The 22,194-nt window shown below is 62.1% G+C and carries 16 protein-coding genes and 1 pseudogene; 8 read left to right on the top strand and 9 right to left on the bottom strand.

What is annotated here, in order from left to right; all coding sequences use genetic code 11:
• Positions 1–23: 23 nt before the first annotated feature.
• Positions 24–251, bottom strand: coding sequence for a hypothetical protein (locus ACYVHT_RS05570; RefSeq protein ID WP_460548819.1), 228 nt, complete (start codon positions 249–251; stop codon positions 24–26).
• A gap of 159 nt (positions 252–410) precedes the next feature.
• Here ACYVHT_RS05570 and ACYVHT_RS05565 point away from each other — a divergent pair, with 159 nt between their 5' ends.
• The 3 genes and pseudogenes from ACYVHT_RS05565 to ACYVHT_RS05555 form a co-directional block, all read left to right on the top strand.
• On the top strand, positions 411–989 hold the full coding sequence (locus ACYVHT_RS05565) for an RNA polymerase sigma factor (protein WP_460548817.1): 579 nt from the start codon (positions 411–413) through the stop codon (positions 987–989).
• A gap of 145 nt (positions 990–1,134) precedes the next feature.
• Positions 1,135–2,301: a trypsin-like peptidase domain-containing protein gene (locus ACYVHT_RS05560; RefSeq protein WP_460548815.1), complete on the top strand. Its 1,167-nt coding sequence runs from the start codon at positions 1,135–1,137 to the stop codon at positions 2,299–2,301.
• A gap of 448 nt (positions 2,302–2,749) precedes the next feature.
• Positions 2,750–2,911 (top strand): annotated as a pseudogene (locus tag ACYVHT_RS05555) (YkvA family protein); the annotation flags it as partial.
• A 386-nt stretch (positions 2,912–3,297) separates the two neighbouring features.
• Here the strand turns inward: ACYVHT_RS05555 and ACYVHT_RS05550 are convergent.
• The 5 genes from ACYVHT_RS05550 to ACYVHT_RS05530 all read right to left on the bottom strand — a co-directional run bounded on the left by ACYVHT_RS05550 (position 3,298) and on the right by ACYVHT_RS05530 (position 10,908).
• Positions 3,298–3,564 (bottom strand): acyl carrier protein, encoded by a 267-nt coding sequence (locus ACYVHT_RS05550; protein WP_460548813.1) that lies wholly within the window; start codon positions 3,562–3,564, stop codon positions 3,298–3,300.
• Between the two features lie 118 nt (positions 3,565–3,682).
• Positions 3,683–7,174, bottom strand: coding sequence for an efflux RND transporter permease subunit (locus tag ACYVHT_RS05545; RefSeq protein ID WP_460548811.1), 3,492 nt, complete (start codon positions 7,172–7,174; stop codon positions 3,683–3,685).
• Positions 7,175–7,316: 142 nt separating this feature from the next.
• Positions 7,317–8,462 (bottom strand): efflux RND transporter periplasmic adaptor subunit, encoded by a 1,146-nt coding sequence (locus tag ACYVHT_RS05540; protein WP_460548809.1) that lies wholly within the window; start codon positions 8,460–8,462, stop codon positions 7,317–7,319.
• Positions 8,463–8,568: 106 nt separating this feature from the next.
• The gene (locus ACYVHT_RS05535) at positions 8,569–10,248 is read right to left on the bottom strand and encodes a TolC family protein (RefSeq protein ID WP_460548807.1); all 1,680 of its coding nucleotides are present in this window, start codon (positions 10,246–10,248) and stop codon (positions 8,569–8,571) included.
• A gap of 45 nt (positions 10,249–10,293) precedes the next feature.
• Entirely contained in the window at positions 10,294–10,908 is a 615-nt protein-coding gene (locus ACYVHT_RS05530) for a TetR/AcrR family transcriptional regulator (protein WP_460548805.1), read from the bottom strand.
• 329 nt (positions 10,909–11,237) lie between these two features.
• Here ACYVHT_RS05530 and ispF point away from each other — a divergent pair, with 329 nt between their 5' ends.
• From ispF to ACYVHT_RS05510, 4 genes are all read left to right on the top strand, one after another.
• The gene (gene ispF / locus ACYVHT_RS05525; RefSeq protein WP_460548803.1) at positions 11,238–11,717 is read left to right on the top strand and encodes a 2-C-methyl-D-erythritol 2,4-cyclodiphosphate synthase; all 480 of its coding nucleotides are present in this window, start codon (positions 11,238–11,240) and stop codon (positions 11,715–11,717) included.
• A 150-nt stretch (positions 11,718–11,867) separates the two neighbouring features.
• Positions 11,868–13,538 carry a M28 family peptidase gene (locus ACYVHT_RS05520; protein WP_460548801.1) on the top strand — a complete coding sequence of 557 codons (1,671 nt, stop codon included), beginning with the start codon at positions 11,868–11,870 and terminating at the stop codon, positions 13,536–13,538.
• A 171-nt stretch (positions 13,539–13,709) separates the two neighbouring features.
• Positions 13,710–15,392, top strand: a complete 1,683-nt coding sequence (locus ACYVHT_RS05515) for a M28 family peptidase (RefSeq protein WP_460548799.1) — start codon at positions 13,710–13,712, stop codon at positions 15,390–15,392.
• Positions 15,389–16,777 (top strand): lactate utilization protein B, encoded by a 1,389-nt coding sequence (locus ACYVHT_RS05510; protein ID WP_460548797.1) that lies wholly within the window; start codon positions 15,389–15,391, stop codon positions 16,775–16,777. The genes ACYVHT_RS05515 and ACYVHT_RS05510 overlap by 4 nt, the downstream gene beginning before the upstream one ends.
• Before the next feature lie 59 nt (positions 16,778–16,836).
• On the opposite strand, the gene ACYVHT_RS05505 is transcribed toward ACYVHT_RS05510, so the two are convergent.
• From ACYVHT_RS05505 to ACYVHT_RS05495, 3 genes are all read right to left on the bottom strand, one after another.
• A complete protein-coding gene (locus ACYVHT_RS05505; RefSeq protein ID WP_460548795.1) occupies positions 16,837–18,246 on the bottom strand; it encodes a sensor histidine kinase in 1,410 nt (469 codons plus the stop codon).
• Entirely contained in the window at positions 18,243–18,929 is a 687-nt protein-coding gene (locus ACYVHT_RS05500) for a transmembrane-type terpene cyclase (protein ID WP_460548792.1), read from the bottom strand. The genes ACYVHT_RS05505 and ACYVHT_RS05500 overlap by 4 nt, the downstream gene beginning before the upstream one ends.
• Positions 18,930–19,016: 87 nt before the next feature.
• Complete coding sequence (locus ACYVHT_RS05495; protein ID WP_460548790.1) at positions 19,017–20,849, bottom strand: hydroxysqualene dehydroxylase; 1,833 nt, start codon at positions 20,847–20,849, stop codon at positions 19,017–19,019.
• A 211-nt stretch (positions 20,850–21,060) separates the two neighbouring features.
• On the opposite strand from ACYVHT_RS05495, the gene ACYVHT_RS05490 reads away from it, so the two are divergent.
• Positions 21,061–22,119 (top strand): hypothetical protein, encoded by a 1,059-nt coding sequence (locus ACYVHT_RS05490; protein ID WP_460548788.1) that lies wholly within the window; start codon positions 21,061–21,063, stop codon positions 22,117–22,119.
• Positions 22,120–22,194 lie beyond the last annotated feature (75 nt).

Raw genomic sequence — 22,194 nt, 5'->3', positions numbered from 1 at the left:
GCTGGCACGGGGCCAGCAGCCAATTACTTCTTCTCTTCGGTGGTAGTCGTGGTGGTGGTAGCAGCAGGAGCCATAGCCGTGGTGTCAGCAGCAGGAGCAGCAGCAGCCGTGGTGTCAACCGTGGTGGTGGTTTCCGTGGTAGCAGCAGGAGTTTCAACCGTAGTGGTTTCTTCGGTTTTCTTTTCGCCGCACGAAGTCAGACCAGCAGTGAGGGCGAGGCCCAGGGCAGCAGCTTTAAACAGATTTTTCATCTTTGGGGTAATTTTGAAAATGGGTTAACGTAAAAACGCCCTTTATCCCGGGTTTCTGAGAAGGTAACCCGGTCGAGAAAAATATTTTTTCGTTGGGTTACTTGTACCCCGCGTTTGTATTAACCCCCAAAGTGAATGAGCAGAGGAAATTCCTCCGTTTTGACTCCTACCGACGACGCGCTGATTGCGGCTATTCGTAGCGGCGATGAGCGGGCGCTGGCCCACCTCTATCGGTTGCACTGGCCCATGGTATCGCACTTCGTGCTGCAGAACAGCGGCACCGAAGACGATGCCCAGGACGTGTACCAGGAAGGTGTGATGGTGTTTTATGAAAAGGTGCGCGACGGCTCCCTCGAGCTCAGCTGCCAGATTAAAACCTATCTCTACGCCGTGTGCCGCCGCCTGTGGCTCAAGCGGTTGACCAGCAAAAGCCGCTTCGGCGTGCGTTTGCTCGACGATGAGGAGCACGGCCCGTACCTGAACACCGGGGCCGAAGACGACCTGCTGGCTGCCGAGGAACAGGACCGCCGTTTCGCCACCATGAGCGAGGCCCTGAACCACTTGGGGGAGCCCTGTCGTTCGCTTTTGGAAGGCTTTTATCTGCTCGATAAATCGATGCAGGAGTTGACCACGGAATTCGGCTACACCAACGCCGACAATGCCAAAAACCAGAAATACAAGTGCCTTGTGCGCCTCAAAAAATTATTCTTCACCCACTATAAAGAAGAGCCTATTTGAGAGAGTAGTCAGACGTTAGTAGTAAGTAGTAAGACGCATCTTGCGGTTGTCAATCAGCTCAAGGTCTTGCTACTCATTACTTCTGACTCACTACTTACTACCCATTCGCTTACCGCCGCGTGCTCCCACCCCGTGGCCTTTACCCATGATGACCGAAGCAGACTACTACGCCTTATTTGAAGCCTACGCCCAGGGCGAGCTGGCCGGCCCCGCCCGCGCCAACCTCGAAGCCCGCCTGGCGGCCGACCCGGCGCTGGCCCTGCGCTATGCCGACTTCACCGAAATGACCGGCACGCTGCGCGCCTACGGCCAGCGCCAGCAGGCCCGCACGCAGCTCCGCAGCATTCACGCCGCCATGCTGGCCGCCGATGCCCCGGAAGAAGTGAAGCTGCCCGAAACCAAGCTCACCCACACCGTGAACCCGATGCTGCGCATTTCGCGCACCGAGCGCAGGCTGCGCGAGTTCTGGAGCGGGCACCGCGCCACGGTGGGCGTGGCCGCCTCGGTGGCCGTGATGGCCGTGTTTGCCACGCTGCTGGGCCTGGATATCTGGCGGAGCTCGAAGGCGCCGGCCTCCGTTCAATGGATGCGCCGCGAAATCAACAACCTGAAGCAAAACCAGCGGGCCATCAACCGCACCATCCGGCGTATTGATGGCACGGCAGTGCCGCAGTTGCCGCCTGTCAACAATGGCAAGTTTGGTGGTACGGGCTTCGCCCTGACATCAGAAGGCTACCTCGTGACGAGCTACCACGTCATCAAAGGCGCCGACTCGCTGCTGGTGGAGGGCCGCGACCGGCAGCGCTACCGAGCCGAGCCGGTGTATTCTGACAAAGCCCACGACCTGGCCATTCTACGCATCACCGACAAGCGCTTCACTGGCTTCGGCCGCCTGCCCTACACCTTCAAGGCCGGCCAGGCCGACCTGGGCGAGCGGGTGTTCACGCTGGGCTACCCGCGCGAAGACGTGGTGTACGGCGAAGGCTCGCTGAGCGCCCGCTCCGGTTTCGAGGGCGACACGGCCGCCTACCAAATCAGCATTCCGGTGAACCCCGGCAACTCAGGCGGGCCGCTGCTCGACGCGCAGGGCAACCTGATTGGCGTCATCAATGCCCGGCAGAACGATTTGGAAGGCACCTCTTTCGCCACCAAGTCTTCGTACCTGGTGCGCCTCGTGGATTCGCTGCGCAATGCACAGCCCGCCGCGCCCTACCGCCTGCCCAAGTCCAATCAACTGACCGGTGCCGCCCGCCCGCAACAGCTGAAAAAGCTGCAGGACTACGTGTTCGTGGTGAAGGTATTTGAGAACTAAGCTCGTACCCGCAGCTGCTGTCTTAGCTCAACGGCCCGTTTCTTTATCGAAGCGGGCCGTTGCTTTGTAATACCCGCTGCCCTGCTGCGATTCATATGGGCAACTGGTCAAATCGGGCTGGGCATTTCGCTAATTGGCCGTGCGAAATGCAGCCTTTTTCATAACCTTCGGCTCCCTAACCTAGTATTCAGGCGTGGAACAAGCCGCGCTTGTTTTTCCTTTTTTTGCACCATTAACCCCGAATTCCGTGGCTCAAAATACCCAAACCCCGCCCTCCGGTAACGATGTTGCCGGCTCGGCCATTTTCAAGAAGTTTCTCAGCACGGCCGAAGGCTACATCAAGCAGCCCACCCGCCTGAAAAAGCTGCTGACGGATGCTTACCAGAAAGCCAGCGAGAAAAACGAAGTGGGCACGCTGGCCCACGAAGCCTGGGAAACGCTCCAGACCATGTTCCGGCTCATCAAGGCCTCGATTTCGGGCGAGTACACGGGCGTGCCCGGCACCACGGTGGCCGCGGCGGTGGCCGTACTCGTTTATTTCCTGAGCCCGATTGACCTGATTCCGGACTTCATTCCGGTGCTGGGTCTGCTCGATGACGTGGCGCTCGTGGCCTGGTTCTCGACCACGCTGAAACACGAGATGGACCGCTTCCACGAGTGGGAGCTGACCCGGCCGGCCGAAGTAAAAACCAGCGCCACGGACGTAACCGCTCCCAAAGCCGAAACGCCCAAAGCCCAGCCCTCGCATTCCAACGACCCCGCCGCTGCCACTCCGCAGGTAGCTCCTGAATCGGCGAAGCATGCCGGCACCGATAGCGTGGCGGCGAACACCACCGACAGCAGCCGCGAGCCAAGCACCACCGCAGCCGACACGGGCGGCAATGTGCGCTAAGCAGATAAAGCCGCCTGCCGGCGCAGTGCAGCCACAAAAAAGCCCCGCAACGGTGTTGCGGGGCTTTTTTGTGGCTTAACATTCCAATTCAATTCGCGGGCTGCTTAGGCAGCGGCGGCGTGGTCGCGCACGTAGCGCACGAAGTCGCCCACGGTGTAGAGCGGCACTTCGTCGGGGATGGTGATGCTGAAGTTGCGTTCGAGCTCGAGGATGATGTCAACAACATCGAGGGTTTCGAAGCGCAGGTCGCGGGCGAGGCTGGCGGTTTTGCGCACGCGGCTGGCCCGGATGGCCTTGCGCTTGCTGATGATGCGAAAAACCTGCTGCTCGATAGTGGGCGTGTGGTGAGTGGAGCTAGTGGATACGTACATAATAAAGTTGCGAAAAAAGGATGGCGGAGCGACAGCCCTCCAAAGGTGCGGAGGGTGCCCGCCGGTGGTTGCTGCTGCAACAAAAACCAGCCAGCGGGCCCCAACAACGCAGAAATTGTTAGGCTAGTACAGGCGGCGTAGCCGCCTGTATTTCTTCAGAGTCAACCTCTGCCGAATTGGTTGCAATGGTGTCCGGATTTTTTCCGGAAATTTTTCCTTTGAGCGTTTCGCTCAGCAAATACATCACCGGCACCACCAGCAGGGTGATGGCCGTGGCGAACACCAGACCGAAGATGATGGTCCAGGCCAGCGGGCCCCAGAACGTCACCGACTCGCCGCCGATGAAGAAGTGGGCGTTGCCGGAGGCGAACAACTCGTAGAAGTCGATGTTGAGGCCAATGGCCAGCGGGATAAGGCCCAGCGTAGCGGCCGTAGCCGTCAGGATTACCGGGTTGAGGCGGGTGCGGCCGGCCAGCACGATGGCCTCACGCAGGGGCATGCCCTGCGCCCGCAGAATGTCGGTGAATTCGACCAGCAGAATCCCGTTCTTCACCACGATGCCGGCCAGAGCTATGATGCCCACGCCCGTCATCACGATGCTGACGTTCTGGCCCGTGATGGCCAGGCCCCAGAACACGCCGGCAATCGAGAACAGCACCTCGGAAAGGATGATAATCGGCTTGCTGAACGAGTTGAACTGCGTGACGAGGATGAGGAAGATGAGGCCCAGGGCGCCGATGCCGGCCAGCGGCAGGAAGTCGGTGGTTTCCTTCTGGTCTTCTTCGGCACCGCCCATCTTGATGTTGTAGCCGTTCGGCACGGGGAAGGACTTGAGGGCCTGCTTCACCTGCGCGGCCACGTCGGGGCCGGTAAAGCCGTTGAGCACGTTCGACGAAATGGTGATGATGCGCTTGGTGTCTTTGCGCTTGATGCCGCCGTAGGTGCTGCCGTAGCTGACGGTGGCGATGGACGAAATGGGCACCTGGCGCACCTGGCCGGTAGCGTCGCGGAACGTGAGCGGGGCGTTCACCACGGCGTCCACGTCGTTGCGGTAGGGCTTGGCGTAGCGCACCTGGATGGGGTATTCGTCGTCGGGCGTCTTGAATTTGCTGGCTTCCGAGCCGTAGATGGCGGTGCGGACTTCCAGGCCAATCTGGCCGGTGCTGATGCCCTCGCGGTTGGCGCGGGTGCGGTCGATGTTGACGGCAATTTCGGGGTTGCGGTCCTCCAGGTTGGAGCGCAGGTCTTCAATACCGCCAATGTGCAGCGAATCCACGTAGCGCTCTACTTTCTTGGAGAGCTTGGCCAGGGCCGGGTAGTCGTCGCCGCTCACCTCGATGGCAATGGGCTTCTGCTGGGGCGGGCCGCTGGCTTCCTGGTCCACCGAAACTTCGGCGCCGGGGATGCCCTTCACCACCTCACGGATTTTATCCATGTAAGTGTGCGTGGCCGGGCCGGTGCGGTCGCTCAGCTCCTTGAAGGCCACGCCAACCTTGCCCAGGTTTGACTGCGACACGCCCGTGCTGGAGCTGGGGTCGGAGGGGTCGCCGGCACCGATGGCCACGTTGGTAATCACCGATTCCACGTCAGGGTTGTGGCGGCCGATGACACCATACACGCGGTTTTCGAGGATATTCGTCACCGAGTCGGTCACTTCCACGCGGGTGCCGACGGGCATGCGCAGGTAGGTGTAGATGAATTTCGGGTCGCCTTTGGGGAAGAAGTCCACCTTGGGCCCCCGAATGCCCACGGCCACAAACGAGCCAATGAACACCACTACCACGCCCACCATCACCAGGGCCGGGTGGCCGATGGCCCAGCGCACCAGGCTGGCGTAGCCGTTCTGAAACTTGGGCAGGGCGCGGGTCTGGAACCAGGCAATCATCTTCACCAACACGTACTTGTCGAGGACGATGAAGGCGGCCAGGGCCAGGCAGAGGTTGCCAAGGAAATGGCCCATCAGGCCGGTAGCCTCGCCGTCGGGGCCAACCTCGGGCGTTTTGCCCATGGCCGTGAGATTGAACAGGATGCCCAGGCCCACCAGAATACCAATGGCAATGAGGAAGCCACGGGTGGCTTTGGGCCGGCTGTGCAGGTCTTCTTCGAAATGCTCCTCGCGGGCCATGAAGCTCACGGCAAACACGGGGTTCATGATGAATGCCACCACCAGCGACGACATGAGCGTGATGATGAGCGTGACGGGCAGGTAATACATGAACGAGCCCACAATGCCGGGCCAGAACATGAGCGGCACGAAGGGTGCCACCGTGGTGAGCGTACCGGCCAAAACCGGCACAAATACTTCGCCGGCGGCGAATTTGGCCGCTTTCTCGGTGCTCAGGTTGGGGTGCTCGTGCAGCAGACGGTGGGTGTTTTCGATGACCACAATGGCGTCATCGACCACGATGCCCAGCGCCAGCAGGAAGGCGAAGAGCACAATCATGTTCAGCGAGAAATCGAAGCCCGGGATGATGAGGAAGGCCAGGAACATCGAAATCGGCACCGAGAGGCCCACAAACATGGCGTTGGTGGTGCCCATGAAGAACAGCAGGATGGCCGTTACGAGCAGGAAGCCGATGATGATGGTGTTGATGAGGTCGTGCAGCGTCACGCGGGTGTCGTTCGAGGTGTCGCCGGTGATGGTGATTTTCAGCTCTTTGGGCAGCGTTTTCTCGGTTTCCTTCACCAGCGCCTTTATTTTGTCAGAAGCATCAATCAGGTTCTCACCCTGGCGCTTCACCACGTTCAGGGTGATAGCGGGCTTGCCGTCGAGGCGGGCGTAGCTTTCGCGGTCCTTGAAGCCGTCGGTGACGGTGGCAATGTCGCCGAGGCGCACGGCCGAGCCGTTGAGGTTTTTCACCTGAATGTCGGCAATGTCCTCAGCCCGAACGTACTGGCCGGCCACGCGCACGGCGCGCTTCTGCTGGCCCACGTCGATGGAACCGCCCGATACCGTCAGGTTTTCGCCGCTGATGGCGCGCGAAATATCCGAGAAGCCCAGGCGCGAGGCGCGTAGCTTGTTCAGGTCCACGTCCACGTTCACCTGCTGGTCGAGCGCACCAATGATGTCCACGCGGGTGATTTCAGGCAGGGCTTCAATCTTGTCCTGGAAGTCGTCGGCTACCTTTTTGAGCTGGGCGGCGGGCAGGTTGCCGCTCAGGTTGACGTACATAATGGGCTGCTCCGAGATGTTCACTTCCTTCACCGTGGGCGGGGTGGGCAGGTCGTTGGGCAGCTCGGTGGCCGCCTTGTCCACGGCGTCCTTGATGAGCTGCTTGGCGTACTGCACGTCCACGCCGGAGTTGAACTCGATGTCGAGGATGCAATAGTCCTGGTTCGAAGTGGAGTTGATTTTCTTCACCCCGTTCACGCTTTTCACCTCTTTCTCGAGCTGGCGCGTCACCAGGTTTTCAATGTCGGCCGGCGAGGTGCCGGGGTACACCGTGGCCACGATGATGCGCGGAATCACGATGTCGGGGAATTTCTCTTTGCCCAGCTTGATGTAGGCAAAAATCCCCGCCACGCACAGTATCACCGTGATGATGTAGATACTGGTTTTGTTGTTGATGGACCAGCTGGTCGGCCCAAACTCTTTTTCTAAGTCCTGCATATTCTTGAAGATTGTAGGGGCGGGGCTTGACCTCGCCCGAACCGTTGCACGGATTTTTTTAACACTAATAGCAAGTCGCTTATCAGGAGTATTGGTCGGGCCAGCACTTCCGTTCAACGACGGGCGGGGGCAAGCCCCGCCCCTACGCTTTCGCCACGGATACTACCTGGCCATCATTCAAATTCTGATAGCCGGCCGAAATCACCTGGTCGCCGGTTTTCAGGCCGCTGGTGACTTCCACCTTGCCGTTGTAAGCGTTGCCGGTCTGGATGACGCGCTTCTTGGCCACGGCCTTGCCGCCTTCCTGGCCCACCACGTACACGTAGCTGTTCTGCTCGTCCTTCTGCACCAAATCCACGGGGATGACGGTGGCATTCTGGCGGTCGTAGTTCTGAATGCGCACCGTGGCCACCATGTTGGGGCGCAGGTCGGCGGCTTTGCTGCCTTTCAGGCGCAGCTCCACGGTGAAGGTGCGGCTGGTGGCATTGATGCTGCGGCTCACCACGCGCACCGTGGCGGGAATTTCTTCGCCGCCCAGGTCCGGAATGGTCACCACGGCGTTGTCGCCGGCCTTGATGCTGTTGCCGTAGGCTTCCGACACATCGGCCAGGATTTTACCGCCCGCGCCGCTGGTCAGGCGCACCACCGGCGCGCCGGGGGCCGTGATTTCGCCCAGCTTGGGCAGCACCTCGTCTACCGAGCCGGCGAAGGGCGCCACCACATTATACAGGGAGCGCTGCTGGTTCAGGGTAGCCAGGTTGCGCTGCAGGGCTTCGTAGTTGTTCTTGGCTTGCAGGTACTGGATTTCGGTGCCAATCTGCTGCTTCCACAGGCCGGCCTGCTTCTCGTACACGGTTTTGGCGAGGTCCATGCGGGTGCGCAGCTCGGCGGCGTTGGCGTCGAGGATGCTGGCATCGATGGTGGCCAGCACCTGGCCCTTGCTCACGCGGTCGCCGCGCTGCACGCGGATGCTGGTGAGCGAGCCGGCGGCACGGGCGCCCACGGTAGCGTTCTGGTCGAAATCGACGCGGCCCTGCACTTCGAGGTAGCTCTTGAAGCTCTCGGGCTGCACGCTCAGCACCGAAACGGGCGTGATGTTCGCCGCCGCCGCTTCGGCGCCGGCACCGGTTTTGGCTTCCAGCTCGGTGATTTTGGCCTGCGTGGCGGCCTGCTCTTTCTTCAGCTTGGCCAGCTCGGCCTTGGGGTCTTTTTTGTCACCACCGCAGGAAGCCAGTAGCAGGGTGCCCGCGAGGAAGAGCGTGGCGGGTTGGGTTGGGTTGAAACGCATGGGTAAGCGGGGTGTTTGAGATGTCGGGGGCACGTAGCGCGGACTTTTAGTCCGCGAGTGGTGCCGTTATTATCAATTGAGTCGCGGACTGAAAGTCCGCGCTACACTATTTTTTAACCTGGCTAAACAGCTCGCCGGTGGCTTTGTCGCGGTCCACTTTGGCCACCAGCACATCGTAAATAGCGCTGTAGTAGTTGGTCTGGGCCGAGCGCAGGTCGGTTTCGGCGGTGATGACCTCCAGGTTGGAGCCCACCCCGGCATTGAACTTGATGCGCGTCACGCGGGCCACGTCGGTGGCCAGGTCGAGGTTGGCCTTCTGGTTATCGAGCACATCCAGCGCGTTGATGAGCGTGGTGCGGCTCTGGGCGTCCTGCAGGTCGATGCTTTGCTTCAGGGTTTCGAAGCCGCGCTCGATGGTTTGCTGCTGCAGGCGGCTCTGCTGCACCAGGTACTTGCGGCGGAAGCCGTCGAACACCGGCACCGACAGCGTCAGGCCCACGTTGCCGAAACCGAACCAGTTCTGGTTGGGGAAGCCGTTGCCGTTGCGCGAGTTGGGCCCCCGGAAGGCAAACAGGTCGCCCGCCGTTGGCGCCGAGCCCAGGAAACCGTAGGCGCCCGTCAGCACCAGGCGCGGGTAGGCGCCGGCCTGGCGGTTGCGCAGGTCGAGGCCCGCCAGGGCCTGCTGGGTTTCGAGGGTCGAGAATTCGATGCGGTTGTTGTAGTTGAGGGCACCGCGAGCCGCCACCCCCTGCCCGCCCGACAGCGCGTTCTGCTGGTCGAGGCGGTTTTGGGCCGCCGTATTGTCGCCACCGGGCGCGGCGGGCGCGGCGGGCACGGCCCCCAGGCCATCTACCCCGCCACCAGTGGCAAGGCTGGCCACGCCGAGGCGCTGGCGCAGGCTGCCGGCATCAACCACGGCCGCGCCGAGCGAATCGGTCAGCTGCACGGCCTGCTGCTGCGGCAAGCCCATCTGGAATTTGAGCAGCGACACGCTCAGCTCGGTAAGGCGCTGGGCCTTTTGCTGTTCCACCACCAGGTTGTTGCGCTGCACGCGCAGGCGGTCCACATCGAGCTTCTCGGCAAAACCCGCCTTGAAGGTCTGGCTGGTTTGGTAGAGCACCGTGTCGAGGCGCTGCACGTTGCGGGCCAGCAGCGCGAGGCGCGAGCGGGCCACCAGTGTGCTGTAGTAGGCTTTGCTCACCTGCTCCACCACGTCGATTTCGGCCTGCTGGGTTTGCTTTTTGGCCAGCTCGGTGTACACCTTAGCGGCCTTCAGCCCAATCAGATACGACCCATCGAACAGCAGCTGCGATACCGACATGCTGGTGTTGCCGGCGTATTGCAGGCCGAAGGCAATGGCCTGGGGCGGCAGCGAAACCGGCGTCGTCACGGTATTGATTTTCACCGTTTGGCCGGCCTGAGCGGCCGCAATGTCGGCCGATGTCAGGGGGATGGAGGTGGCCCCGCCACCGAACGCGCCCACATCGACAAGGCTCTTTTGCAGCTTGAAGTTGTCCGACAGCGTGGCGCCCACGTTCACCTGGGGCAGGCCGGCGCTCTTGATTTCGCCCACTTTGGCGGCGGCTGTGGCTTCGGCCAGGCGCGTCGACAGCAGCGACGACTTGTTCTTAATGGCATAGTCCACGGCCTGCTGCAGGCTCAGCGGCATGGTGCCTCCGGTGGGCGGCGCGGCCGGCATGGCCGCGGGCGCGGCCTGGGCTAGCAGGGCCTGAGGTACGGCCGCACCAAGGGCAGCCACCAGCAGGAGTCTGGTTCGAAACAGCATCTTCATAAAGCGCAAAAAGGAAACGGGTAAGCGGGGAAAAGAGGATTATTCTTCTTCAGTAACCTGCCGGTACTGGTTGATGAGCTTGTGGCCTTTGAGCGTGGCCACGCCCAGCAGAAAATGCTCGTCGAACACCCGGTTGACGCGCAAGGGGCTGAACTGCGCGGCGGGGAATAGCTCGGAGTCGAACGCCAGCTCAATCTGGGCGAGGCTGAGGCGGGCCAGCACGTCCACGTCGAGGTCGGCCCGGAAGAGGCCTTCGGCCATGCCACGGCGCAGGTTCTGGGTTATCTGCGCCAGAATGAAAGTGTTTTTGTGCGAGCGAAACATTTCCCAGGCCGTGGGGTGGTACTTCTTCATGTCGTTGAAGATGCTGGGGTGAATGTCGGCAAACTGCTCATCGGCCCACTTGGAAAGGAGCAGCATCTCTTCCACCGCGTTGGCCGCTTTGCTGGCCACCACGGCGCAGTCGCACTGCACCCCGGTGAGGTGGTTCGATATGCCGGCCAGCACTATCTGGTCCTTGTTCTCGAACCATTTATAGAGGGTCTTTTTCGACATGGCCATGTCGGCGGCGATGTCGTCCATGCTCACGCTTTTGATGCCGTTGCGCAGGAAAAGCTTTTGCGCGTGGTTGAGGATTCGGTCTTTGATTTCCATAACTAACGCCGCAAAGATACAACGGAAACTTTTACTGTACCCAAAGTTTCCATTTTCTTTTTGGCGTTCCCAGCCAGCCTGGGCACTTTTCGCCTCTACCTGACGCACACCCGCCCCCGATATTTTACCGAACCCCGAAAAAAAGTGCGTGGCAGGCCGCATAGCTAACTAATTTAACTGGCAATGCAAAGCTAATAATTTTAGTCGGATAATATCTGCTAATTCCATTATTAATTTAAAAAGAAGTCTTCGCGGCCATTGCAGGGCCGATGCCGCCGCTGCCCGGTACTTTTGCGGCGGCCCCGTTGGCCCGCTCATATTCTGACCCTATGAAAATCCGAACCGGCTTCGGCTACGACGTTCACCAATTGCAGCCCGGCCTGCCGTTCTGGCTTGGCGGCATCCTGGTGCCGCACACCCACGGCGCCCTCGGCCACTCCGATGCCGACGTGCTCATCCACGTTATCTGCGACGCGCTGCTGGGCGCGGCCAACCTGCGCGACATCGGCTTCCACTTCCCCGACACCGACCCGCAGTACAAGGGCATCGATTCGAAGAAGCTGCTCGCCGGCGTGATGCGGCTGCTGCGGGAGCGCGGCTACGAGGTGAGCAACATCGACTCGACCATCTGCCTGGAGCGGCCCAAGGTGAACCCGCACATTCCGGAAATGCAGCGCGTGCTGGCCGCCGTGATGGGCATTGCCGAAGAAGACGTGTCCATCAAAGCAACCACCACCGAAAAGCTAGGTTTTGTGGGCCGGCAAGAGGGCGTGGCCGCCTACGCCAGCGTGCTGATTGTGAAAAGCTAATACCACCCGTTGAACGATGTAGAGACGCGACACTTCGCGTTGTGGCGCCAGCCCCGCCTGAGGCATCTTCAGGCAGAATCGTTCAACGCTGAGACGCGAAGTGTCGCGTCTCTACACCGTTCAATCCGACTCCCACCACTCCTTACATACATGAATAAAACCCCGCTCCTGCTGGCTTTGCTGGCCCTGGCCAGCGCCGCGCCGGCCCAGGCCCAAAGCAAGGTCAAAGTCAAAAACAAGACCCGCGAAACCTCGACCAAAGACATACTGCGCGAGGCTCCCCTGCGACAGCAAACGGTGCCCACCGACGAAAGCGTGAAATACGCCGAGCTGGTGAGTGCCGGGCGCCTGCGCCAGCACCTGGCCGTGCTGGCCTCCGACGAATACGAAGGCCGCGAAACCGGCATGAAGGGCCAGCACATGGCCGCCGCCTACATTGCCGAGCAGTTCAAAAATGCCGGCCTCACCGGCCCGCTGAAAGCTGAAGACCCGTACCAGCAGCACTTCAACGTGGAGCAGGTGACCTGGGCCGACGGCGCTACGCTGAAAGTGGGCAAAACCAGCTACGCCTGGCTGACCGATTTCTATGGCCTGAACGACTCGCCCTTCGCCCAGGAAACCACCGTGAAGCCGGTTTTTGTGGGCTACGGCATCGAGCAGCCCGGCTATTCCGACTACGCCGGGGTGGACGTGAAAGGCAAGGACCTGCTGGTGCTGCTGGGCGAGCCTACCGGCGAAGGCGGCAAGGCCCTGCTCAGCGCCGACGGCGCGCCCACGAAATGGGGCAACGACTACCGCGCCAAGGCCCAGCTAGCTGCTCAGAAAGGCGCGCGCACGGTGTTTTTCGTGGGCTTCAACCCCACCAGCAACTTCGCCAAGCAAACGGCCCGGATGGCCCCCTACATCAGCCGGCCCGCCACGGTGATGGTGAGCGGCGACAAGCCCAGCCGCACGCCGGCTTTCTTTATCTCGCCGGCGGTGGGCCTGCAGCTACTGGGCACGAAAGAGGCGGCCATGCAGGCGTATCTGGCCAAAATCAATGCGACGAAGCAGCCGGTGGCGGCCTCGTTTAAGGTGGTGCCGATGCAGCTTAAGGCGGAGCGCAAGCGCACGCCGCTGGATACCGAGAACGTGCTCGGCTTCATCGAAGGCACCGACAAGAAGGAGGACGTCATCGTCATCTCGGCCCACCACGACCACCTTGGCATGCACGACGGGCAGGTGTTCAACGGGGCCGATGACGACGGCTCGGGCACGTCGGCCATTGTGACGATGGCCGAGGCCTTTGCCCAGGCCAAAAAGGACGGGCACGGCCCGCGCCGCAGCCTGCTGTTTCTGAGCGTGACGGGCGAGGAAAAGGGCTTGTTCGGCTCGGAGTATTACTCCAAGCACCCGGTGTTTCCGCTGGCCAACACGGAGGCCGACCTGAACGTGGACATGATTGGGCGCACCGACGTGGAGCACGAAGGCAAGCCGGACTACGTGTACGTCATCGGGTCCGACAAGCTGGCCTCGGAGCTGAAGATGATTGATGAGGACGTGAACAACCGGTACACGAAGCTCAACCTGGACTACCGCTTCGACGACCCGGCCGACCCGAACCGCTTCTACTACCGCTCCGACCACTACAACTTCGCGGTGAACAAGGTGCCGGTGGCTTTCTTCTTCAACGGCGTGCACGCCGACTACCACCAGCAGAGCGACGAAATCGAGAAAATCGAGTTCGAGAAAATGGAGAAGCGCGCCCGGCTGGTGTTCCACCTGGCCTGGGAGCTGGCCAACCGCGACGGCCGCATTGCGGTCGACTCGAACAAGCCGTAACGCCTAATTGATTGGCTCGCACGAACGTCATGTCGAGCGCAGCTGAGACGTCTCGCGTGTGGTGGTAATTCTTTCGTTGGAGTTTACTACTGCACGCGAGATGTCTCGGCTGCGCTCGACATGACGTTCTTTGATTTTCTAAGCAACTCCCGCTTCTTCCCCTTGCCTTCTATGAACAAACTGCTACTCGCCGGGCTGCTGGCCCTAGTGTGCGGCCCACCCGCCGCGGCCCAGCAAGCGCCCGCCAAGGTTAAAATCAAAACCAAAAGCGCAGCGCCTGCCGCTGCCGCCGCTGCGCCGGACTGGTCGCGCACCTACGCCGCCACCATTGTGCCCGCAGCGCTGCGCCAGCGCCTGACGGTGGTGGCGTCGGATGCGTTTCAGGGGCGCGAGGTGGGCCAGCCGGGCCAGAAGCTGGCGGCCGAATACCTGGTGAAGCAGTTTGCGGAAATTGGCCTGCAAGGGCCCGTGACGGGCAGCGACAACCCGTATCTGCAGCACTTTCAGCTTACGAAGGGCAGCTACGCCGAGGGCGGCTACCTGAAGGTGAACGGCCAGCGCTACGAGTGGCTGAGCGACTTTTTCAGCTACGGGCCCATGGCTTCGCCCTTTCAAACCGAAACGGTGTCGCAGCCGGTCTTTGTGGGGTTTGGCGTGGAGCAGGGCGCGTATTCGGACTATGCCGGGCTCGATGTGCAGGGCAAGGACGTGGTGGCCCTGATGGGCGAGCCGCAGGACGACCGGGGCCGCAAGCTGCTGCCCGCGCTGGGCCGCAAGCCCGACTACTGGGACTCGGGCCTGCGCAAGGCGGCGCTGGCCAAGGCCCACGGCGCCCGCAGCATTTTCCTGGTCACGTTTGCGCCCACGGCGGCCTTTCGGAAAGAGGCGGAGCAGTTTTCGGGGCCGCTGCACGACCCGGCATTTTCCTTGCCCGAGCCGGGGCCGGAAATCATCGACACGGTGGCCGAGAACATTCCGCCGGGCATTGGCGTGTACCTGACCTCGCAGGACCTCGGGCTGGCCCTGACCGGCACCACCATGGCCGGCCTGATTGGCTACGTGCGGGCCGTGGGCGACGCCGGCCGGCCGGTGCGGCCGCAGTTTCAGCCGCCAACGGCCACCCTTTTCCTGCCGCAGCAAAACGAGCAGCTCACCACCGAAAACGTGCTCGGCTACCTCGAAGGCACGGATAAAAAGGACGAAGTGCTGGTGATTTCGGCCCACTACGACCACCTGGGCGTGAAGCACGACACCATTTACAACGGCGCCGACGACGATGGCTCGGGCACGGTGGCGGTGCTGCAGATTGCCCAGGCGTTTGCCCAGGCCAAGCGGGAAGGGCACGGCCCGCGCCGCAGCATCCTGTTTGTGCTGATGACGGCGGAGGAAGAAGGCCTTTTTGGCTCGGAATACTATACGGCGCACCCGGTTGTACCACTGGCCCAGACCGTTGCCGACCTCAACATCGACATGGTGGGCCGCACCGACCGCAAGCACAGCCCGAAGAAACACTTCGTGGACATTGTGGGCTCGGACAAGCTCTCGTCGGAGCTGCACGCCATCAACGAGGCGGCCAACCGCGACTATACTAGGCTGGAGTTGGACTACCGCTTCAACGTGCCCGGCGAGCCGGAGCACATCTACTACCGCTCGGACCACTACAACTTTGCGCGGCGCAAAATCCCGGTCATCTTCTACACCACCGGCGAGCACGCCGACTACCACAAGGCCACCGACGACGTGGAGAAAATCGAGTTTGATAAATTAGCCGAGCGGGCGCAGCTGGTTTTCCACACCGCCTGGGTGCTGGCCAACCGCGACGGCCGCATCGTTGTTGATTCGAACAAGCCATGACCAACGCCCCCAAAGCCGCCCAGTTTCAGCTCGACGCCGAGCGCAAAGCCTTCGACCGCGAGCACCGCCGCAAAATCCGCTTCAACATCGGCAAGTACGACGCGGCCGTGAGCGCGGGCCTGAAGCTCTACCACGAGCACGAGCTGGCCCGCGACCGGGGCGCCTACCTCAAAGCCAGCGTGCTGGAAAAGCTGGACGAGTACCTGCTGCAGTTCGAAACCGCATTTACGGCCCGGGGCGGGCGCGTAATCTGGGCGCGCGATGCGGCCGAGGCGCTGGCCGAAATCGGCAAGCTGACGGCCGCCCGCCACACCAAAACCGTGGTGAAGGCCAAGAGCATGACCACCGAGGAAATTCACCTCAACAAGTACCTCGCCACGCAGGGCATCGAGTCGGTGGAGACGGACCTGGGCGAGTACATCGTGCAGCTGAACGGCGAGCGGCCCTACCACATCGTGACGCCGGCCATGCACCTGAGCAAGGCCGACATCGCCGATATTTTCGTGAAGCACCTCGGCATCGAGCCCACCGACGACGCCCAAACGCTGGTGCTCACAGCCCGGCACCTGCTCCGCAGCAAGTACACCAGCGCCGAGGTGGGCGTGACCGGCGGCAACTTCCTCATTGCCAGGGAAGGCGGCATTGCCGTGACCGAGAACGAGGGCAACGCCCGCCTCTCGGCCACTTTCCCGAAGCTGCACATTGCCATTGTCGGCATCGAGAAAGTGATTCCGCAGCTCACGGATTTGGACCTGTTCTGGCCCCTGCTCAGCACCAGTGGCACGGGCCAGCAGGTGACGGTGTACAACACGGTGTACTTCGGCCCGCGCCAGCCCGACGAGGTGGACGGCCCGGAAGAAATGGTGGTCATTCTGCTCGACAACGGCCGCACCAACCTGCTGGCCCAGCCCGACAAGCGCGCCGCCCTGCGCTGCATCCGCTGCGGCGCGTGCCTGAATGTGTGCCCGGTGTACAAGAACATCGGCGGGCACACCTACGAAACCACCTATTCCGGCCCCATCGGCTCGGTCATCAGCCCGCACCTTTCGGGCCTGCCCGAGCACAAGCACCTGAGCTACGCCAGCAGCCTGTGCGGGGCCTGCACCACGGTGTGCCCGGTTCGCATTCCGCTGCACAGCCTCTTGCTGCTCAACCGCCAGCAGAGCGTGGAGGAAGGCTACGCGCCGACGGAGGAAAAAGTGGCCATCGGCCTGTGGAAATGGAGCATGCAGCACCGCTGGGCGCTGGACATTCTGCCCGCCAGAATGAAGGACTGGAGCCTGGGCCGCCTGCTGGGCCAGGTGGGCTGGAGCAAGCGGCGCGAAAGCCTGCACATTGCCGGCCCCTCATTCCGGGAGCTGTGGAAGGCACGGAAGGAGCAGTAATGCGTCTTGCCCGCCTGTCATCCTGCGCTCTGCTAAGGATGACAGGCGGGCAATAGATACTACAGTGGCAGCGTCACCACCATCTCGGTGCCTTTGCCGGGCTGGCTCTCGGCGCGGAGGGTGCCGCCGTGGCCTTTGGTGATGATGTCGTAGCTCAGCGACAGGCCCAGGCCGGTGCCTTCGCCGGTGGGCTTGGTGGTGAAAAAGGGCTGGAAAATCTTCTGGCGCACGGCCTCGCTCATGCCCATGCCGTTGTCGCGCACGCTGATTTCCACCTCACTGCCTACCTGCCGGGTGCTTACCTGCACCACTGGCTGGTACGATGCCCCCTCCTGCTTCCGGCGCTGCTGAACGGTGTAGAAAGCATTGACAAACAGGTTCAGCATGACGCGGCCCAGGTCCTGGGCCACGGCTTCGAGGTGGGGCAGGCTTCGGGCAAAATCGGTTTGAAGCTCGGCGTGGAAGGTGGTGTCTTTGGCTTTGAGGCCGTGGTAAGCCAGCTGCAGGTACTCGTCGCACAGGGCGTTGAGGTCGGTGGGGCGGCGCTCGCCGGTGCTGGTGCGGCTGTGCTCCAGCATGCTGCGCACGATGCCGGCGGCGCGGCGGCCGTGCTCGGCAATCCTGGTCTGGTTGCTGGCGAGGTCGCGCAGCAGGTCGGTGAGCTCGGCTTTTGCGGCGGGGTGCAGGGTGGGCGGCACGAGCAGGTCGAGGGCTTCTTCGCACAGTTCGGTGCCCACGTCGGAGAAGTTGGTGACGAAGTTGAGCGGGTTCTGAATCTCGTGGGCGATGCCGGCCGTGAGCTCGCCCAGGCTGGCCATTTTCTCGCGCTGAATGAGCTGGGTTTGGGTGGTGCGCAGCTCGTGGAGCGATGCCCGCAGCTCTTGCTGGGCATCTTCTTTCTTTTGCAGCACGTCCTCAATCAGCAGGTACACGATGCCGCAGATGATGACCAGATTCGACACGAAGCTGACGATGAGCACGCCCTTGGGCAGCCTGGGCGGCCCGCTCACGTTGAAATAATCCCAGACCCCGGCCACGATGACATCGGCCACGAACAGCAGAAAGTAGATGCGCGCCGTGCGGTGGTTGGTAAACATCAGCGCGCCCAGCGGGCTCAGGATGCCCGACAGGATGATGGCGCTGCTATCGACAAAGCCCCCGATGGCGATGTGCGCCATGATGGGGTTCAGAATGATGGCCACCAGCTGGGCCGTGGTGAACAGCGAGTAGTTCTTGGTCAGGAACAAGACCAGCAGATTGCCCAGCGAAAAGCCGATGTAGATGAACGTGGCGCGCGGCGCCAGCGGGAAGCCCAGCCACGCGTATATCAGCGAGTACGGGATGGCGGCCAGCATGGTGAACAGGGCCAGCCGCACCGCCGTGGTGCGCTTCTTGAACTCGTCGGGGCTCAGGCCCCGAAACCCGAGCGGATACCAGAGGTACCGCTCCCAAAACGTGGCGGCGCTCATGCAGCGGCCAGCTGCGGGGCAGCCACGGGCTGCTGGCGGCGCCGCAGGCTGAATACCAGGATGTACGTCGCATTCAGCAGCGTGGTGAAGACGCACATCGACAGCAGAAACCAGTCGGTGAAATGCGAGAAGCAGAACAGCGTGACGCCTAGGTTGCCGATGCCCGCGCACCACACCGAAGCGTAGGAAAACAGGCTCAGGTCGTTCATGCTCAGGAACAGCGTGAGGTAGAGCATGCCCATGAGAATGCTGAGGATGTAGCCCGAGTATGCCCCCATGTGGCTGATGGGCGCGTCGTAGTTTTTGATGTAGAAATACAGCATCACGCCCCAGCCGATGATGCCGCACACGGTGGCCAGCTGCGCCCGCTGCCGCAGGGCCGGAATCAGGATTTGCTTGTAGCCGAACCGAAACAGGCCGTACACGATGTAGCAGTCCAGAAAAAACCAGATGCGGTAGCCCCACACGTAGAGCGCGCCCATGTCGGTGGTGAACACCCAGCTCCACAGAAACTCCCAGGAGATGTTGGCACACACCGAGATAAGGGCAATATCAACAAATTGCCTCGTGCGAATGGTGCGAATGGTGAACACATACACCACCACCCACAGCAGGCAGCCCAGCGCAAAGCAAATGTGCTCGAAGGGGGTATAGTCTTTGAGATTGATGATGACGCCAAGCATCGTGCTGATGGGTTTCTGGTTGCTGGTTTCTGGTTGGCCGTCAGGCCGATGCGATTGCGCCGTCGAAGCATGACCATTCTTGCCAGGTCAGCTGCGCTTCTTGCGGCGGCGCTGCCACCAGTAGCTGACCTCGTGCGCCAGCCGGGTGAGCGGGTGGTCCAGCGGGTCGGTCCAGGGCAGGCCTTTGGCGAAGCGGCGGCGGTCGCGCCAGCGCAGCAGCGCCAGCACGTCGGGCTCGTGCAGCTTCCAGATTTTGCAGAACGGGGCCCCGCTCCCGCTGGCCGCAATGATGCCGTTGACGGCGCGGCGGGCGGCTTCGTTGGCGCCTTCCATGGTGGCCAGGTCGGTGTTGGTACGCACGTAGTCGGAGGCCAGAAACAGGTTTTCGATGCCGCAAAAGCTGGCCGGACGCAGGCTCCAGGAGTTGGCCGTGTTCACGAGCAGCGGCTCGGTGTTGTGCTCGGCCACAAAAGGGCTTTTGATGGGCGGCGGCGTGGCCTGGTGGGTGTCGGGCTCAATGTCCGTATCGATGTAGTAATTCCGGGGTATTGCGGCGCGCATGGCATCGGTCAGCATCGGCGAGCCGTCCTCGTGGGTCAGGCTTCGCTTGAGCTGCTCCCACACTTCCTGCTCCACTTCTTCCAGGGTACACTCTTTGGCCATCTTACCCTTCGGGCCCAGCCCCGGCTCAAACCAGTTGCTCACGTCTATCGAAATCAGGCCTTTCACCTGGCCATTGCCGTAGCCGGCCAGCGGGTGCTGCGGCCAGAACTGGGCCTGCGAAATTCCGGTCAGCGCCCACGGCGAGTCGAGGCAGATGATGTGGCCGGGCGTCAGCGGCACGTCCACGTTCAGGTAGAACTGAACGCCATTCATCCAGTTCAGCGCCTTCGTATCCTCGCTGGCCAGCACTTTGATGAAGCCCAGCGTGCCGTCCACCTGCAGCATGTCGTCGTTGATGAGCTCGGTCATGCGCTCGACCGGCACGGCGGCCACGTAGTAGTCGGCCTCGATGCGCTCCTCGGGGTCGCCCACATTTCGGCGCACGTAGGCCCCCGTGATGCGGCGGGTATCCGGGTCGCAGTCGAAGCGCGTGACGTAGCGCTGCTGATGGTAGCGCACGCCCAGCGTAGTGGTCAGGTGCGTGAGCCAGGGGTTGAGCCATACCTCGTTGGTGGGGCCGTTGAGCACCCGGTCGGTGTGGGCGGTGGGGTCGGCCATGAGCAGCAGCAGCTGCAGCAGGATGTCGCCGCCCGTTTTCACGCTCATCAGCTTGGGCTGGGCCGCCACCAGCGAGTGCGTGAGGCCGCCCACGCAGTAGGTTTCGTAGGGCGAAATGGCCCCTTCGGCCACCCCATCGCGGCGGCGCTGCTCATCGGTTTGCATAAACTGCCACCAGTTCATGCGCTCGTACACCTGCTGCCGCCGCTCGTAGCTGGACGTGAGAATGCGCCACAAACTGTGCGCAAACAGCTCAATATCGCTGTGAGTCAGGCCGGTATTGCCCGCCATCAAATCGTGCATGATGGTTTTGAGGTCGGCGAGGCTTTTCGGGAAGTTCACCAGCGTTTCCAGGGCCGGCTTGTGAAACCGCGCCATCAGGGCCCGCTGCGAGGCCACCAGGTTGTCGAACACGCCCTGCGGATTGGTGCCGTAGGGAATGCGCTTCATCGTATCGGTAATGTGCTTGTAGAAGCCGGGGAAGAACCGGAAGCCGTGCTCGCCCGGCAGGTCGGGCCGGCCATCGGTGCCGGTGTCGGGCACGCTCACGGAGCGCGCCTTGCCGCCCACGTAATGCGGCTGGCGCTCGTATACGTCCACCGAAAACCCGCGCTCGGCCAGCTCGTGCGCGGCGCTCATGCCGGCCACACCGCCGCCCAGCACCGCCACCTTAATTCCGGAATTAGTTGCTGAAATCATGGCGAGGAAGCGGGTTGGTAATGAGGATGAACAAACGCGGCGTGTTTTGAAATAATATTTATTAATTCTTGTAATATTAAATCAAATAATCTTAATCAATATTAACAAAGTCAAAAAATATTCCCATTACCCTGGCTAGCCCGGCGCTTACGTAAGCAGCGCTGGTTCAGCGTTTCGCACTGATTGCTCGTATCAGGGCTTTTTGCTGACTATGCCTGACGCTTTGTTGATTGCTCTGCGCGTGCTTGCGGGCCTCGGTGGCATTGTGCTGGTCATCACCACGCTCTCATCGGCTATTCGCTCGTTTGTGCTGCCGCGCAACGAGGTCGTGCGGCTGAACGTGTGGGTGTTTATGGGCATTCGCGTCTTTTTCCGCTTCGCGGCGAAGCACTCCAGCTCGTATGAGCGCCGCGACCGGCTAATGGCCCACTACGCCCCAGTGGCCTTGGTGGCGCTGCCCGTGGCGTGGGAGGCCCTGGTGAGCCTGGGCTACACCGCCATGTACTGGGCCGTGGGCGAAGGCACCTGGCTGCACTGCTACCAGCTCAGCGGCAGCTCGCTGCTCACGCTGGGTACGATTGATGATTTCAGCGTCGCGGCCGGGTTTCTCACCTACTCCGAGGCCCTGCTGGGCCTGCTGCTGCTCACGCTGCTGCTCTCCTACCTGCCCACCATCTACCAGGCGTTTGCGCGGCGCGAAACCACCGTGGCGCTGCTGGAGCTGCGGGCCGGCACCCCGCCCACGGCCGCCTGCCTGCTGGGCTGGCTCAACCACGACGGCTCGGTGCAGAACGACGACCCGCAGTGGGCCGACTGGGAGCGGTGGTTTGTCGAGATTGAGGAAAGCCACACTTCGCTGCCCATTCTCTCGTTTTTCCGCTCGCCGCAGCCGGGCCGCTCCTGGGTGAGCAGCGGCGGGCTGATTCTGGACGCGGCCGCCCTGCTCTTTGCGGCCGTGGATGCGCCCCGGCCCCGGCAGGCCCAGCTTACCTTCAAGGCCGGCTGCCTGGCCCTGAACCGGGTGTACCGCTTCTTCAACAGCAAAGCCGACGCCGAACCAACAGCGCTGCTGCCCGAGGACGCGCGCGAAACCACCAGCCGGGCCGATTTTGACCGCGCCTGCCAGGAGCTGGCGGAGCACGGCCTGCCCCTGCTGCCCGACCGCGCCGCCGCCTGGCGGCAGTACCAGGAGCTGCGCAGCCTCTACTGGCCGGCCCTGGAGTACCTGATGCGCCTGACCATGGCCCCCGTGCAAAACCCGGCCCCGTGAGCACCCGCCCGTGGCCGGTGCCACTGACGGGCCAACGCCATTCGCCGCCTGCGAAGTACCTGTTTGGCCTTCGGC

This window comes from Hymenobacter daeguensis, from assembly GCF_054780555.1.
This window is presented reverse-complemented; position numbering and strand designations above follow the sequence as displayed.

Coding starts and splice junctions, on each gene's coding strand:
- ACYVHT_RS05570 (WP_460548819.1), bottom strand. CDS start 251: ATGAAAAATCTGTTTAAAGCTGCTGCCCTGGGCCTCGCCCTCACTGCT.
- ACYVHT_RS05560 (WP_460548815.1), top strand. CDS start 1,135: ATGATGACCGAAGCAGACTACTACGCCTTATTTGAAGCCTACGCCCAG.
- ACYVHT_RS05550 (WP_460548813.1), bottom strand. CDS start 3,564: ATGTACGTATCCACTAGCTCCACTCACCACACGCCCACTATCGAGCAG.
- ACYVHT_RS05545 (WP_460548811.1), bottom strand. CDS start 7,174: ATGCAGGACTTAGAAAAAGAGTTTGGGCCGACCAGCTGGTCCATCAAC.
- ACYVHT_RS05540 (WP_460548809.1), bottom strand. CDS start 8,462: ATGCGTTTCAACCCAACCCAACCCGCCACGCTCTTCCTCGCGGGCACC.
- ACYVHT_RS05535 (WP_460548807.1), bottom strand. CDS start 10,248: ATGCTGTTTCGAACCAGACTCCTGCTGGTGGCTGCCCTTGGTGCGGCC.
- ACYVHT_RS05530 (WP_460548805.1), bottom strand. CDS start 10,908: ATGGAAATCAAAGACCGAATCCTCAACCACGCGCAAAAGCTTTTCCTG.
- ispF (WP_460548803.1), top strand. CDS start 11,238: ATGAAAATCCGAACCGGCTTCGGCTACGACGTTCACCAATTGCAGCCC.
- ACYVHT_RS05520 (WP_460548801.1), top strand. CDS start 11,868: ATGAATAAAACCCCGCTCCTGCTGGCTTTGCTGGCCCTGGCCAGCGCC.
- ACYVHT_RS05515 (WP_460548799.1), top strand. CDS start 13,710: ATGAACAAACTGCTACTCGCCGGGCTGCTGGCCCTAGTGTGCGGCCCA.
- ACYVHT_RS05510 (WP_460548797.1), top strand. CDS start 15,389: ATGACCAACGCCCCCAAAGCCGCCCAGTTTCAGCTCGACGCCGAGCGC.
- ACYVHT_RS05505 (WP_460548795.1), bottom strand. CDS start 18,246: ATGAGCGCCGCCACGTTTTGGGAGCGGTACCTCTGGTATCCGCTCGGG.
- ACYVHT_RS05500 (WP_460548792.1), bottom strand. CDS start 18,929: ATGCTTGGCGTCATCATCAATCTCAAAGACTATACCCCCTTCGAGCAC.
- ACYVHT_RS05495 (WP_460548790.1), bottom strand. CDS start 20,849: ATGATTTCAGCAACTAATTCCGGAATTAAGGTGGCGGTGCTGGGCGGC.
- ACYVHT_RS05490 (WP_460548788.1), top strand. CDS start 21,061: ATGCCTGACGCTTTGTTGATTGCTCTGCGCGTGCTTGCGGGCCTCGGT.